Here is a 13,818-nt window from a genome sequence, read left to right as displayed (position 1 = left end):
ACTTTTCCCTGAATTAAACTCTACAGAAGGACGGGGCTCAATCGCCCCGGTAACGCTATGAACGAGCAAGTGAACGTGACCCAAACTGCCGCCAAACCTGTACCCACCCTTCCCGACGCGCAGACCGTAACCTCTGTGCAGCATTGGACCGACCGCCTTTTCTCTTTCCGCGTGACGCGCCCCGCAAGCTTGCGCTTCCGCTCGGGCGAGTTTGTGATGATTGGCCTGATGGGCGACCCTGATCCAAAGACGGGCAAGCAAAAGCCGCTATTGCGCGCCTATTCCATTGCCTCGCCAAGTTGGGATGAAGAGCTGGAATTCTACTCGATCAAAGTGCAGGACGGGCCTTTGACATCAAGGTTGCAGCATATCCAGCCGGGCGACGAAATCATTCTACGTCCGAAGCCCGTTGGTACGCTGGTTCATGATGCACTGCTTCCGGGCAAACGCATCTGGTTTTTTGCAACCGGAACAGGCTTTGCGCCTTTCGCGTCGTTGTTGCGTGAACCTCAGACCTACGAGGATTATGATGAGGTTATCATAACCCATACCTGTCGTGATGTGGCTGAACTGGAGTACAGCCGCCAGCTTATTGAAGGTCTTAAGCAGGACGAGTTGATGCAAGAGCTGATCGGCACCGAGAATCTTAACAAGATCAAATACTACCCGACAACGACCCGCGAGCAGTCCCCAAAGATGGGCCGTATCACGACGCTTTTGAAAGATGGAACTGTCTTCCAAGACCTCGGGATTGACGGCATCTCTGCCGAGACTGACCGCGCAATGGTTTGCGGCTCCATGGGTTTGAACACTGATCTGAAAGAGATACTGGAGGGATTCGGCCTGCGGGAAGGTGCAAATTCAGAACCAGCGGAATATGTTGTCGAAAAGGCCTTTGTTGGCTAAGAACAAATTCCTGAATATGTCGTATCTTCAGGGTTTGCAGGCACCCAGACCCTGAAATTCACGCCAATTCCGAAGGATGAACAGAAAACCGACTTGAACAGACGGCTCACGCCTTCTAGTTTCGCCAGCATAACTGATTTAACAGTAGAAGGATTTCAGGCCATAGCCCGTAGACCCCATAACGCACCCCCGGTGCGTGAAACAGGACCCCGTGTAAACGAGAAAATCCGAGGACCAGAAATTCGCCTGATCGGCGCAGAAGGTGAAAATGTTGGCGTAGTCACGCCAGAACGCGCCATGGAAATGGCCGATGAGGCCGGACTTGATCTAGTGGAGATTTCACCAAACGCAAATCCACCCGTTTGCAAGATTATGGATTTCGGTAAATACAAATACGAAACCCAGAAAAAAGAAGCCGAAGCCCGTAAGAAGCAGAAGATCATTGAAATCAAAGAGGTCAAATTTCGACCTAATACTGATACACACGATTACGACGTCAAAATGCGCAATGTTTTCAAGTTTCTCGAAAATGGCGACAAGGTAAAAGTAACACTGCGGTTCCGCGGCCGGGAAATGGCGCACTTAAATCTGGGGCGTGAACTTTTGGAGCGTGTGGCTGCTGATGTCGACGGACACGGCAAGGTCGAGAACATGCCAAAAATGGAAGGCCGTCAGATGATCATGCTGATCGGGCCAGTCAAATAACCTTTTAACCGGCACGGGGGTGGGGGCGCGATGGCATTTCTTTCAAAAGCCCCCCGACCCCCATACCCATAATATCTTCGGACGTAACGGGTACGCCACACAAGACGCGCTCTAAGACCCAATCTGCGCCATTCAAGGCCGGGGAACGGGCGCAACCCGGCAACCCGATGACAGGCTTTTCACCCATCTTGCCTAAAAACAGCAAATTACCGGGGTCAACGGGCATTCCGAAATGCTCTACCGTGCCACCTGCGGCGCGCAAAGCTTCGGGGGCTGTATCGTGACTGTCTGACGTGGCTGAGCATGTAAGTACAAACAGCGCCTCGCCCTTCGCTTTTTGCATGGCTTCGGCCAGGTGGGTCGCATCATGAGGCACGCTGATATTTTCAGCCAGCGAAAGGCCCAAGCGATCTAACCTTGTTTTAAGGGCTCTCTGGCCCTTTTGATCATCGTCAGAGGTATCATGAACCGTCTGTAATAGGCTGACAGTCTTGTAGGCGCTTGGCAGCAGGGACAAAGCGCCGTGCGCTTCTGCGCAAGCCTGATCCAGCGCATCCCTAGGTACACCGTAAGCGATAATCTTGACGGTCGCCACCATCCCACCTGCATCCATACGCTTCCATTTCGGCACGGTTGCGACTGTGATCATCGGATGAATGCGATTGACTGCATTGATTCGATCAGCGTTGATTTTGGCAATACCGCTGGAATGGGCAAAAAGGTTCACGCGCCCGGTTCCCGAAGGTCCGATTCTAAGGCACGCGGCCTTGGGATCTGGCACTAAAGCATGGGCCAGCCGTTCCGCGGCAACATCTTCATGCACATCGCAATCCTCAAGACGCGCAACTACGACTTCTTCAAACCCGGCCTGCGCAAGCTGCTTCAGATGTTCAGAGGTCAAGATCAGACCTTTGCGCAGGCGCTTGCCAGACAGTTGTATGGAATGCGCAAGAACCGCACCTTCTGCCTGCTCTAGCGAAACCGTGCCAAACTGCATCAGCCGCGCCTTAGCCGTTCAATGATCTGCGCCATAATAGAGATCGCAATTTCAGCTGGCGATTTCGCTCCGATGTCCAATCCGACAGGAGCATGGATACGGGCAATCTGATCTTCAGCGAAGCCCGCTTCTTCCAGACGGGCCATGCGTTTGGCGTGGGTACGTGTAGACCCAAGACACCCCAAATAAAAACAGTCCGAGCGTAAGGCAGTTATAATGGCAGGATCGTCAATCTTTGGATCATGGCTGAGCGTCACAACTGCGCTACGCGCATCAAGGGCGAAATCGGTCAATGCCTGATCCGGCCAGTCATGCACAAGCACCTCACCCGGAAACCGCGTCTCACTGGCGAAAGCTTCCCTTGGATCGATCACGCTCACACTGAAACCAGCCAGCTTCGCCATAACGACCAATGGCTGCGCAATATGGGCCGCGCCGATAACGGCCATTCGTAACGGCGGGTTATACACACCTACGAAACTGCCTCCTTCGAATCCGGATTTGTCGGATCGAAACCTGTCTGCATAGCCTTCATTGGGCAAAACCAGCCTTCTGTCCCAGCTTTCGATATTCACGACATAGGCCACAGCCTCCGCTTTTTCCCTGTATGATACCAACTCAGCCAAAAGCGCTTCGGGAATTGCTTTGCCGATAGGTTCCACCAACACACGAATGGTCCCACCACAGGCAAGCCCAACAGCGAAAGCCTCGTCATCGCTGACACCGTATTCAAGCAAACGTGGCATGCCGTCTTCCAGCGCTTCTATCGCCTCAACGACCACAGCCCCTTCGACGCATCCCCCCGAGACCGAGCCCATGATTTCACCAGAACTGCTAATCACAAGCTGGCTTCCAACGGGGCGCGGGGCGGACCCCCATGTCTCGATAACGGTTGCAAGAGCCGCACCTTGGCCGGCCCTGTGCCAACGTAGGGCAATGGCAGGAATGTCATTTAGATCGTTCGGCAAAATCGTCCTCCCAGACGCTGATGCACAGTCTAGGCCAGACAATATGCTTTTGGAAAGTTCAATACGGCGTGAAAGGTCAACAGAATTTGCGATAATCGGCAATCAGGTCACTCAGATCATCGTAGTAATAAAGCTTGGAGTTATAGATCAGAACGCCGCGGTCACAGTAATCCCGGACTGTCTTTTCCGAATGAGATATCATGATCACCCGCGCGTTACGGATCTTTTCATCTAAAGCAGCCGCGCTTTTCTTCTTGAAGCGGCGATCGCCCACAGCGGTGATTTCATCGATCAGATAGCATTCAAAGTTGATCGCTAGTGACAACCCAAAAGCCAAACGGGCCTTCATCCCGCTTGAATAGGTCGAGATCGGCAGTTTGAGGGATGGCCCAAGCTCTGCAAAGCTTTGCACGTCTTCCAGAACGCGGTCCGTGTCTTCCCCATATATCCGGGCAACGAAGCAGACGTTCTCCATACCAGTCATGGTCCCGTTGAAGCCTGCGGAAAACCCCATTGGCCAGCTGACTTTTTCACTACGCTGAATCAGGCCAGAGGTTGGCAGTTCCACCCCGGCGATCATTCTCATGATGGTAGATTTCCCAGCGCCATTTTTGCCCATCAAAGCAATATTCTGGCCATCTTCGAAACAGAAAGACGCATCATCCAGAATGATCTTACGAACGTTCTTTACGTTATAAATCTTGGTAACAGTGTCGAATTCGATCATGGCTTTACACGCGCTGCTTGCGTGAAATGCGTTCCCAGAACAACCCGATCAAAACCAGAATAGCCGCCAATGAGAGAGGGTAGAAAATATTGAGAACATCACTTTCGTAGTTGTAGTAATAGCCTTCCCGCGTCCATTCAACGAGATGAAGTACAGGGTTCCACTTTAGAACGGCGACGGCCTCGGGTGGCATGGCTGACGGAATGTAGAAAACGCCTGATAGAAAAAATAATGGCCGTGCGACAACCTTTTCGAAATGCTGCCATGCCTGATTGCGCTGATACAAAATGGCATTGAGCGTGCCAATTCCAAAACCCAAAAAACAGGTCGCCAAAAAAGCCAGAATGATGCGTTCCGGATGGGCAGGTAATTCAGCCAAATTAAGCGCGATCAGTCCAGTATAGAAGCAAAGGTTGATCACAATGAATGTGCAGGCAATCAAGGTTAGCCGGGCGAACAGGGTGTCGGTTTCCCGAATTCTGGGATAGGTCAGCAACGACTTGTTCGATGTAAACGCTCGCATAAGCGAGACGGAAAGCTTGTTATACAGCTCCAACGTCAGAATTGCGGTCGAAAAGAATAATGCCAGTGATGTCCCGTAGGGTGATTGCCGACCGATCAGATAGAACAGGAACACCAGAAAGCTGATCGACACCAGGGGCTGGATGATCGCCCAGAAATACCCTGCGTGGGAGGTTCCGAAGGTCATACGTGTCTCGCGCAGGGTCAGGGCCGCGACAACGCGGATTTGCAACCATAAAGAGTCGAACATCGCGACCAAGACCTGCCCCCTTTAACGCAAGTGGTCGCGCACGGCATACCCGACTAGCGTGCAGATCGACCAGAAGACAAAAAAGCCTACAATGACGAGTATCGAGTTGCGCAACCTATAGGGGTAAAGCGCTTCTTCCGGCAAAAAAGGTCTTGAAAAGATGGCCAGATAGCGCTGTTGGCGATCCGCATCCATGCGCGCACCTTCCAGTGACGACAGCGCCGATGCGTAGCGCTGTTGTGCAAAGGTTTGTTCAATTTGCAGCCCTTCGAATTCCGCAAGCATCTGCGCTGTGGATTGCCCATCCTGACCTACACTATTCGACCCGATAGCGGCCCGGCGCTGATCAATTTGCGCGCGCAACGACTCGGCCTGACGGCGCAATTGGCGCAGCACCGGGGTATCGGGGTCCACCACGCCAGACAATGTATTCATACGCGCCTGCAAGTCTGCCAATTGCGTTTCCAATGCGCCAATCAGTTCTGCATCCATCTGCGCATTGACCGTCGGATCAACGGACCCCCTGCGGGAGCGAAATTCCCGAAGGTCAATCTGCGCATCGCGCAGCCTTTCCTCGGCACGCTCAACCTCGGTTGTGGCGAATTGCACCGAGTCCCAGCGCGCCTTTTCCGACAGATCATTGACCAACCGGTCTGCGGCCTCAAGAACTGCCTTTGCAAGCGCTACGGTTGTTTGCGGATCAAAGCCCTGAACTTCAAACGATACAATTCCAGTCGTGCTGTCATAGGACGTGATGATCCTGCGCTGCCAATATTCGACAAATTCCTCGAAAGGCCGTGACTGATCAAACCGTGAGAAGGAATCAATATTATCCGCGCCGTAATGCGCTTGAAGGTCAAACTGGGTTCCAAGCTCCCGTACCAAATCGGGGCTGCCAAGATATCGGCGAATAATATAGCTGTCTGACGTTGTAGAGCCTGCCCCGGTCAACCCGGTGAAAGAGCTGATGATATCGGTCGACCCGCCGCTTTCCAACCCTCTTACAACGAAGCTGGCACTCGCGACATAGCGATCTGTCGCGATGAATGTGTAGTAGAAAACCCCCAGAATTGACGGCACCACAAACCCCAATAGGAATGCGGCAATCAACAACCTGCGGCGGCGCTCTTGCGCGCCTATGTTGCGCGGCGGGGTTTGCACACCCTTGGGCCCGCCCGCCGGGTTTGGTGGTGCCTTAACTACTTTCTTGGGCTGCTGCAGTGTTTCTTCAGCAGCTTTTTTTAGGGCGCCCAGTTTCTTCGTAAATGAATCCACAAGCGACACCTTCCGCGGTCCGAGACTTATCCTTTGGTCGGCCATCTTGCGCACCTTCCTATGTCCCATGCTGTGTCTGGACTGCATCTGGTGACGTACCCTCGATAAGCTCCAGGCAGGCAATTTTAAAAGCTTCGCCCGCCGGTTGCCCCATGTCCCCGAACGCATAGTGCTGCGTTTCAAGCCGTTGTGGCTTCAATGGGTCTTTGCCAGTTGCCAGCATGATCATTTCAGGCAGGTTTTTCAACTCTGCATCTACTTGATAGCTTGCCCGAAGAGAGGGAAACCGTTCTGCGTCACTATCGTCAAGGTTATCAGGGCGCACAACGAGCATTGGCTTTCCGGAATATAGAAAATCAATCATCACAGATGAAATATCTGTAATCAGAATATCTGCCTGATTATAGAGATCAAACGGCGCCATTCCATCATCACAGAACACGGCTGAGTTACCATTTGCGCGGGTTTGCGACAGCGCTGCGCGTATATCGTTTTGAAACACCGGCCAATCCGGATCCTTATAAGACAAAGGATGCGGCTTGAAGATCAGCTCTACCGGTTCTTTTTGTGCAAGAACCGTATTAATGAGCTGAGCAGCCTTAGCCAGAGAGGAAAACTGTGTATCTTCAAAAAACCCACGCCATGTGGGCATGTAGACGATCTTCAGCCGCTCACCGGATTTGCGCTTGTTCGCTGGTGTAATGGCCCGTACCTGCGGTCGTCCAACGATGCGAAACTTCGCGGGATCAATATGTACGTTGTTGCGACTATATCGGTCGATAGCCATCTGACCCGCGACAAACAGGTAATCATAATTGCGCGCAATAGGGGAATAGGATGGTGGCTTATCACTATCGCCATGCAATAGCTGTACATGAGACACGTTTGGATAATCCGCAATCATCGGGCGGTTTTTCTGGCCGTTATTGGCATAAAAGACTGCACGCACTGATCGAGGTAGAAGACCTTTCAGCTCTGGGCGTTTCTGAACAAATATCGCTGGCGGCTGTCCTGGGCCATTGAAGCTTGCCAGATGTTTGCGTTCGCGCAGGATAACAAACCACGGATGGCCTATCTGATCCAACTCATCCTGCCATATCCTCATATGATCCGGCGTATGCAAATCAGGCGCCGAAAAGTAGAACGCAAAACTGGCTTTCTTGAATTCGGGGCGCGCCAAAACCATTGCAAGCCGCGCCCGCTGAGAGAGCGTAGCAGCCCGAGAAATCTGCGCGGATACGGTGAGACGCGCTATAATGAAGCCAATCGCTAATATCAGAACAAGTCCCACAAGACCGATGTGCAGAATAGACCACCATGTCAGGATCGCAACATTTGCGAGCAACAAAACCACAACAGCTGCACCAAAGCGAATGAACTGAGCCATATCGCCGGGCAGTTGAAAAGCGCTCTCTGGAAGATTGGAAATTGCTGTATTTACACGCACTTTTTGTTCAGCTCTGCGCGTCAGAACTTCAACGATCACAACCGATAGAATTGCCAAGGCACACAATAAAATCATGACATACCCGCAACAACTTGATTGGTGAGGCGTTCGGGAACCTGCTCCAATAGTTCCAAGATAGTTTCAAATTTTGCTACATCAGGCTCTTCGGCAATCGGTTGCGTAGATACGCCCTTTTCAATCATGCGTTCTGCTTGGGCAATTTTTTCTGCAAAATCATGCATATCCGGCCGCACTGACAACACGGTCGATGCGATATCAGACATGCCGTCACCCAACCACAAAACAGGCTTTGCGGTCTGGCATAGCTTTGGCAGATCAGAGTGTTCCAAACAAACCAGCACCTGAGCTAAATTATATGCCAAGGTTTCATCGCCAGTTACGATGTCAATGAAATCCTCCGTTTCGATCGCCTTCACCCGCTCTGCATATGCCCTGAGCGCCCGGATCACCGAGGCAACTTGACCTGACGGCTTTGCGGCGAAAGACAGGATCAATCTTACCTGCTGCGCACCCAAGGCACGCATAGCATCAATAAGCCGTGGCACTATGATCTGATATCTCGCATTAATATGCTTATCGTCCAAAGGTGGTGCAACGTGTAAGGCAAGCGTCAACGGCTCTTCCCCCAGACGGGATGGCGGATCCGGCAATAACGCTATGGCAGACTTATCCGCCCCCCCTGTAGAGAATGCGTTTTGCCAGGCTATCCTCTGCAAACTCCATCCAGTCTTCCCTGCGTTTCACAGAAGGCGCGACAATCAGATTATACATAGAGACACTCTGCGGCAGCCTGCCGGAAGCAGCAAAACCCGGCTGCGCAAATAGAATATGGGTCAGCTCATTGAACCGCACTATATGACCGTTCTTTTCGGCGTCATTGACGTACAAAACGGCCTTTAGAGATGGCAGAACAAAACTTTCCAAAGTTGCAAGGGTCGGGGCCAGATAGACATGCGGCGTAACCTTCAAAAGCGCTGTTCTCGCCGCATTTTCCCGTGCCAGAACAAAAAGGAAATCCCTTCAGACTTCAAAGACGCCACAAGCTTTTCAACCGCTCGGTGGGTCTTGGCTGTCGGTGCGCTGTAATGGATCATCACAGTCGGAGCCAACCCAGCCAGAGATGCCTGAACCATTACAGGCCCGGCAGCGGCAAGCTGGCGCCCCAAGGCACGCTCAGTGATGTATGTCAGCCACCCGATCAATGCGACAAGCGCCAACATGAAAAGACTGACAATCAAAAGACTTAGGAAAATTTCGCCACGCCAAGACGGCGCGAATATCAACTGTATACAGAATATTAGCCCTGTCAGGACAGTGGCTATACGAAACCAATAAATTGATCTCTTGCCCAGTTGCGTAATCCGGGTCAGAGGTACCCGCTCGATCCGCGGATAGGTATTTCCAATTTTCGAGGCCGCGAAATCCAAACCACGAATAGCTGCATATGTGGACAGAATCGCAAGCGCAAATATCAGGCCAAGCCCGAAGCCGGCCAATGGTGTACCCGTCCAGGTACCAGCCCCCCCACGTCATAAACGCTAGGGCAGCCACAAGAATTTCAGGATATTTGATAATGGCAGCTGGCGCATTCGTCATATACTTGCGCAAAAGCTTGACCGACAGAAGACCCGGCGTAAGGGCAAGTGCCACGGCGACAGCAACCAGAACATCCCGCGCATCGGTCGCTTTTTCGACCAGCAATATCAGGACAATTGCGGCCAGCAAGCCAACATAGATATTCAGCTTCATGCCGCTGCCCCAGTTGACTCAGATCGGCGGCACCAGAACGGATCACGCCGCACGAAATCTTTCAGCCAAGCATGACGCGCTGCATTGTCCATTGCGGCAAGTTCAGGTGTATGCCAGCCAAAGACATGCCCATGATGCGTTTCATCAATGCCCTTATGATCACGCAAATAGTTTGACGTCTTTTCACCAAGAGGATCGCTCGGCAGCAATGCCTTATGCGCATATATGTCTTGCAGTTCAGGCATCCCGTCCATTGAGCGCATCATGACCATATGAGCAATGCCCTGTTTGAGAAACACCGCCTCCATCCCTGACACATCACAAAGACCCAGACGAATGGGAACAGGCGTGCTTTCATCCAAAATCTCGCATTTCTTCAACCAAGTGCACGCCATAAGCCGCATAGGCCCGTTGGCATCTGACAAAGCCAAGCGTACTTGCAAACCTTTGCTTAGAAGACGCCTTACACCAAGACCAAAATTACGCAAAAGTCTCGGATTAAGCAGGCCCAGATAAGGATGCGGCTTTACGATGATCTCGGCAATGCCCAGATGACGCGCAATCGTTTCCAGCTTTTCAAAGCCATCTCGATCTTTCAAAGACGTATAGTCGTCGGCACCATTGCCATAGCCTTCCCATGTTGGGCAAAAAAGCAACGCGCCTGTGTCACCGTCTTTTGGTGCTGACAGCCATGGGATGGTCTGAACAAAGCTGTCCCCCATCATCACAAGGCGCCCACGTTCGGCCTCTTCAGGGGTGAAAATGCGCGCCTGCAAATAACGGTTCCTGCCTAACGGCCCAGCCACACAAACATAGTCATAAAGACGCGCTGCCGGGCGCATGGACGACAACTTGTTGCTTTCTCCATGCAATGTCAGCACATGGGCAGCCTGCCTGTTGGTGACGGCATTCATATTGGATTGCGAGTTATAGGGATAGAATAGAAGCGCGCCGTTATTTAGCGGCAGGTGTGATATTTCCCGGGCTCGCACAGCGCGCACATCAAGCCCGGGCGGAATAGCGGACATTGCAAGCTGCGCCTTTATCATCGGCTTTGTTCTTAACAAAACCGGCGTTTGTTCTGAATCGAATATCCCATCTTCAAAGAAGGGACGAATCTGGTGCAATGCGCTCAGGACAGGGCTATCTAGATACACAGCTTCGGAGACATACCCCAAATCCTTTGCAAGTCTCACACCACGCATTGCACTGTCAGGTCCGTACAACCAGATTTTGAGAATGCAACAATTCACCCGTAGCCGACGTCATCAGATCTATCACATTCGCAACCTCTTCAGGTTGCATGATTGTGGTCGGATCTTCATCGGGGGCTAATGTCTTGCGTAAATCTGTTGCGCATCGCCCTGGCGACAAACAGACCACATCAATCCCGTAAGGTCGGAGTTCTTCGCGCAATACTTCAGACATATTTATGATAGCTGCTTTTGACGAAGAATATGTGAGCCAGCCAGCCCTTCCATTGATCCCGGCGGTAGAGGCAATATTAACGATCTTGCGCAGCGGATGGCCCCGGACAATTGCGTTCTGAACCAGTTTGAAGGGGCTGAACAGATTGACGCGAATTGTTGTCTCGAAATCGTTCAACTTGATCTCATTGATCGACGCTGGCTTCGTGAAACCTGCATTATTGATCAGCGTCGTAAGCTGCAGTCCTTTTTCATCCAACTCATCGAAAATCGCATCGCAAGCTTTCGGGTCAGACAGATCAGCGCATATCTTTATTATTGTGGCACCATCGTTGATGACGCGTAATTCTTCGACGAGCTCATCAAAATCATCTGACGCCCTTGCAACAAGGACAATAATAGCTTCACGTTTTGCCAAAAGCTGCGCTGTTGCCCGCCCAATTCCGCGTGAAGCACCAGTAAGTAATATCGTATCAGTCATGATTTCTTTCACCCATCAATTGTTCTGCAATTATAAAATCCTCTTTACTAGTCACTTTTATATTCTTGCTTTCCCCTCGTAGTGACATAACTGCAGCATTGGCATGTTTTACGCACAATACCGCATCCTCATTGAACTTCGCCTTTTTCTTTTTGGCACTTTCATGTGCCGCAAGAAGCGTTTCACGCTTGAATTTCTGCGGAAGCTGAATATCGAGCACTTTTTCCCGCGATACACCCTTAAGGATTAAGCCGGATTTGGGATCAGCTCGGCACATGGAAAAGTTTATCGGGAAACAATAGCTTGCGTTCTCGTGCTCACACTCAATTAGCGTCTTGAACATCTTCGGCCCAACAAATGGCCGCGCCGCTTCATGTAACACGACGACATCATAGCTCGCCGCTTCGACCAGTTTTCGCACACTGGATTGCCGGGTTTTGCCGCCTTCAACCACCTTGAACGGCAGAGTACCGCAATAAGATTTGAGAATTTCGCGCGTGCGATCTTCATAGCCTTTAGGGAAGTTCACAATGATCTCCGCAAACTTCTTGGAGCGCACTGCCGCAATGAGCGAATACGCAATCATCGGATGACCAGAAAGCTCGTAGAATTGTTTGGGTTCATGATGCATTGAGCGCGCACCAACACCTGCCGACAACAGCAACAATGAAACCAATTGATCTTCGTTTGACCCCATATTTTTCTTTCCTAATTTTGGAGAAAGAGCGCGTTTCACACCTAGAATACCAAAAGGTTTGGCAGAAGGTGGTTAATGAATGATTACAAAAGGCCACGAATTAATATCGCAGATGAAAATGCGTTTCAAAGCGCCAATAATCCAAGTTGATCTGTTCTATCTACGCCCACCAAGACTTTCATCTGAACTAACGTGCATATCTATGTAATTGTAACATCAATGTAAAATGATTTCTGAAGGTGATCAATGCAAAGCGCTCGAAGACACTGTTTCCTTGAGCGCTACAAAGTGCCATTTTCTCAATAAGCTATTGAAGCTAATTCATATTTTATGAAATACCACTCTTCAGAGCATCGCCATAAGGCGTGCTTTCTCTCCCATATCGTCGCGTTGACCAAGGGCATCAACCAAGGCTTCCAAAGATACGATATTATGCCCAGACCGGAAACTGTCCACATGGGGCAACATAGCAGCTATACCCTTGGCCTTTGGCGCAAACTCATCCCAGCGTAACAGCGGATTCAACCATATGATGCGTTTGGCACTCAGATGCAGGCGGCGCATTTCATGTGACAACATATCCGGATCGTCACGGTCGAGCCCATCCGTAATCAAAAGCACGACGGCACCTTGCCCCAGTACTCTACGCGACCAGTCACGATTAAATGCGTGTAGACATGCCCCAATCCTGGTGCCGCCCTCCCAATCCTGCGCCTCATGACCTGCCGCAGCCAGTGCTGCATCCACATCACGCTGCTTCAGATGGCGCGTAATATTGGTAAGCCTTGTTCCAAAGGTAAACGCGTAGACCTGCGCCCAGCCTGCGCCCTTTTCATTGCTGACCGCATGCAGAAAATGCAAAACCGCGCGTGAATACTGGCTCATGGAACCCGAAATATCGCAAATCGCCACTAGATTGGGCCACCGAACCCCATGATTTTTAGCAGAAAAATCGCGCATCTCCCCACCGTAACGCATGGATTTACGAAGCGTGTTCCGCCAATCAACCAGCTTACCAACCGAGCTTGGCTGTGCCCGACGGGACCGCAACGGCTTGATCGGCAATCGTAACTTAGCAAGCATTCGCTTTGCTTCAGCCATCTCGGCATTGCTCATCTGCTCAAAATCCAGTGACCGGAGCCGCTCTTCCGCAGACATCGTTCGAGACGCATCAATCTCGATCTGAGTCGTATCCTCTGCGCTTTCCTCTTGAGAAAGTTCTCGGTCAACACCCTCCAGCAACGCCTCCGCCGCACGTTTCTCGGCCGGCTTGGCTTTTTGGTCTTCCTGAACGCCCCGGATCGCCGGAGTTAGCATCGAAATCATATGCTCCAGATACCGAGGATCGCGCCAATAAAGCCGAAAGATCTGAGCAAACACTGCCCGATGTTCCGGTCGTGAGACGAAACACGCCTGAAGCGTATGGTAAAAATCTTCCCGATGCGAAAATCCGGCGACCTCTACCGCCCGTATCGCGTCAATCACCCGGCCAGGTCCTACTGGTAATCCAGCCGTGCGCAAAGCCCGTGCGAACCATGTGATATTGGTCGCAAGCTTGCCGTCTTCCGGGATATCCAAAGTAAGGTATTCAGCCATCAGTCTTTGGGAGCTCAGCCGCCAAACCTCCGGAGTTTTTATGGAGAGAC

General features: G+C 51.5%; 15 protein-coding genes. 2 read left to right on the top strand and 13 right to left on the bottom strand.

Translation table 11 applies throughout. The annotated features are described in order from the left end of the window. The first annotated feature begins 57 nt into the window (after window positions 1–57). Both ACZ1HF_RS14910 and infC read left to right on the top strand, forming a co-directional pair. Window positions 58–906: a ferredoxin--NADP reductase gene (locus ACZ1HF_RS14910; protein WP_472658253.1), complete on the top strand. Its 849-nt coding sequence runs from the start codon at window positions 58–60 to the stop codon at window positions 904–906. Between the two features lie 192 nt (window positions 907–1,098). Further along, window positions 1,099–1,611, top strand: coding sequence for a translation initiation factor IF-3 (gene infC, locus ACZ1HF_RS14905; protein WP_472658252.1), 513 nt, complete (start codon window positions 1,099–1,101; stop codon window positions 1,609–1,611). 4 nt (window positions 1,612–1,615) lie between these two features. Here infC and ACZ1HF_RS14900 read toward each other — a convergent pair whose 3' ends face one another. The 13 genes from ACZ1HF_RS14900 to ACZ1HF_RS14840 all read right to left on the bottom strand — a co-directional run bounded on the left by ACZ1HF_RS14900 (window position 1,616) and on the right by ACZ1HF_RS14840 (window position 13,768). Then, entirely contained in the window at window positions 1,616–2,608 is a 993-nt protein-coding gene (locus ACZ1HF_RS14900; protein WP_472658251.1) for a molybdopterin-binding protein, read from the bottom strand. Further along, window positions 2,608–3,579: an XdhC family protein gene (locus tag ACZ1HF_RS14895; protein WP_472659060.1), complete on the bottom strand. Its 972-nt coding sequence runs from the start codon at window positions 3,577–3,579 to the stop codon at window positions 2,608–2,610. Before ACZ1HF_RS14895 ends, ACZ1HF_RS14900 begins: the two co-directional genes overlap by 1 nt. A 73-nt stretch (window positions 3,580–3,652) precedes the next feature. After that, window positions 3,653–4,303, bottom strand: a complete 651-nt coding sequence (locus ACZ1HF_RS14890; RefSeq protein WP_472658250.1) for an ABC transporter ATP-binding protein — start codon at window positions 4,301–4,303, stop codon at window positions 3,653–3,655. A gap of 4 nt (window positions 4,304–4,307) precedes the next feature. Further along, window positions 4,308–5,075: an ABC transporter permease gene (locus ACZ1HF_RS14885; RefSeq protein WP_472658249.1), complete on the bottom strand. Its 768-nt coding sequence runs from the start codon at window positions 5,073–5,075 to the stop codon at window positions 4,308–4,310. Between the two features lie 21 nt (window positions 5,076–5,096). Beyond that, entirely contained in the window at window positions 5,097–6,350 is a 1,254-nt protein-coding gene (locus tag ACZ1HF_RS14880) for a KpsE/RkpR family capsule polysaccharide export protein (protein WP_472658248.1), read from the bottom strand. Window positions 6,351–6,408: 58 nt separating this feature from the next. Continuing rightward, window positions 6,409–7,872: a CDP-glycerol glycerophosphotransferase family protein gene (locus ACZ1HF_RS14875; RefSeq protein WP_472658247.1), complete on the bottom strand. Its 1,464-nt coding sequence runs from the start codon at window positions 7,870–7,872 to the stop codon at window positions 6,409–6,411. After that, the gene (locus ACZ1HF_RS14870) at window positions 7,869–8,363 is read right to left on the bottom strand and encodes a hypothetical protein (RefSeq protein ID WP_472658246.1); all 495 of its coding nucleotides are present in this window, start codon (window positions 8,361–8,363) and stop codon (window positions 7,869–7,871) included. The genes ACZ1HF_RS14875 and ACZ1HF_RS14870 overlap by 4 nt, the downstream gene beginning before the upstream one ends. Before the next feature lie 121 nt (window positions 8,364–8,484). Then, window positions 8,485–8,787, bottom strand: coding sequence for a hypothetical protein (locus tag ACZ1HF_RS14865; protein ID WP_472658245.1), 303 nt, complete (start codon window positions 8,785–8,787; stop codon window positions 8,485–8,487). Continuing rightward, window positions 8,784–9,314: a hypothetical protein gene (locus ACZ1HF_RS14860; protein ID WP_472658244.1), complete on the bottom strand. Its 531-nt coding sequence runs from the start codon at window positions 9,312–9,314 to the stop codon at window positions 8,784–8,786. Before ACZ1HF_RS14860 ends, ACZ1HF_RS14865 begins: the two co-directional genes overlap by 4 nt. A gap of 249 nt (window positions 9,315–9,563) precedes the next feature. Further along, on the bottom strand, window positions 9,564–10,772 hold the full coding sequence (locus ACZ1HF_RS14855; RefSeq protein WP_472658243.1) for a hypothetical protein: 1,209 nt from the start codon (window positions 10,770–10,772) through the stop codon (window positions 9,564–9,566). Window positions 10,773–10,779: 7 nt separating this feature from the next. Beyond that, the gene (locus ACZ1HF_RS14850) at window positions 10,780–11,475 is read right to left on the bottom strand and encodes an SDR family NAD(P)-dependent oxidoreductase (RefSeq protein ID WP_472658242.1); all 696 of its coding nucleotides are present in this window, start codon (window positions 11,473–11,475) and stop codon (window positions 10,780–10,782) included. Then, complete coding sequence (locus ACZ1HF_RS14845) at window positions 11,468–12,211, bottom strand: IspD/TarI family cytidylyltransferase (RefSeq protein WP_472658241.1); 744 nt, start codon at window positions 12,209–12,211, stop codon at window positions 11,468–11,470. Before ACZ1HF_RS14845 ends, ACZ1HF_RS14850 begins: the two co-directional genes overlap by 8 nt. Before the next feature lie 306 nt (window positions 12,212–12,517). Then, on the bottom strand, window positions 12,518–13,768 hold the full coding sequence (locus ACZ1HF_RS14840; RefSeq protein WP_472658240.1) for a vWA domain-containing protein: 1,251 nt from the start codon (window positions 13,766–13,768) through the stop codon (window positions 12,518–12,520). Window positions 13,769–13,818: the final 50 nt, after the last annotated feature.

Source organism: Litoreibacter sp. GN1-5, from assembly GCF_055693805.1.
Note: the sequence above shows the minus strand (reverse complement) of the source record. Positions and strands in the feature narration are given on the sequence as shown.

Coding starts and splice junctions, on each gene's coding strand:
- ACZ1HF_RS14910 (WP_472658253.1), top strand. CDS start 58: ATGAACGAGCAAGTGAACGTGACCCAAACTGCCGCCAAACCTGTACCC.
- ACZ1HF_RS14900 (WP_472658251.1), bottom strand. CDS start 2,608: ATGCAGTTTGGCACGGTTTCGCTAGAGCAGGCAGAAGGTGCGGTTCTT.
- ACZ1HF_RS14890 (WP_472658250.1), bottom strand. CDS start 4,303: ATGATCGAATTCGACACTGTTACCAAGATTTATAACGTAAAGAACGTT.
- ACZ1HF_RS14885 (WP_472658249.1), bottom strand. CDS start 5,075: ATGTTCGACTCTTTATGGTTGCAAATCCGCGTTGTCGCGGCCCTGACC.
- ACZ1HF_RS14875 (WP_472658247.1), bottom strand. CDS start 7,872: ATGATTTTATTGTGTGCCTTGGCAATTCTATCGGTTGTGATCGTTGAA.
- ACZ1HF_RS14855 (WP_472658243.1), bottom strand. CDS start 10,772: ATGCGTGGTGTGAGACTTGCAAAGGATTTGGGGTATGTCTCCGAAGCT.
- ACZ1HF_RS14850 (WP_472658242.1), bottom strand. CDS start 11,475: ATGACTGATACGATATTACTTACTGGTGCTTCACGCGGAATTGGGCGG.
- ACZ1HF_RS14840 (WP_472658240.1), bottom strand. CDS start 13,768: ATGGCTGAATACCTTACTTTGGATATCCCGGAAGACGGCAAGCTTGCG.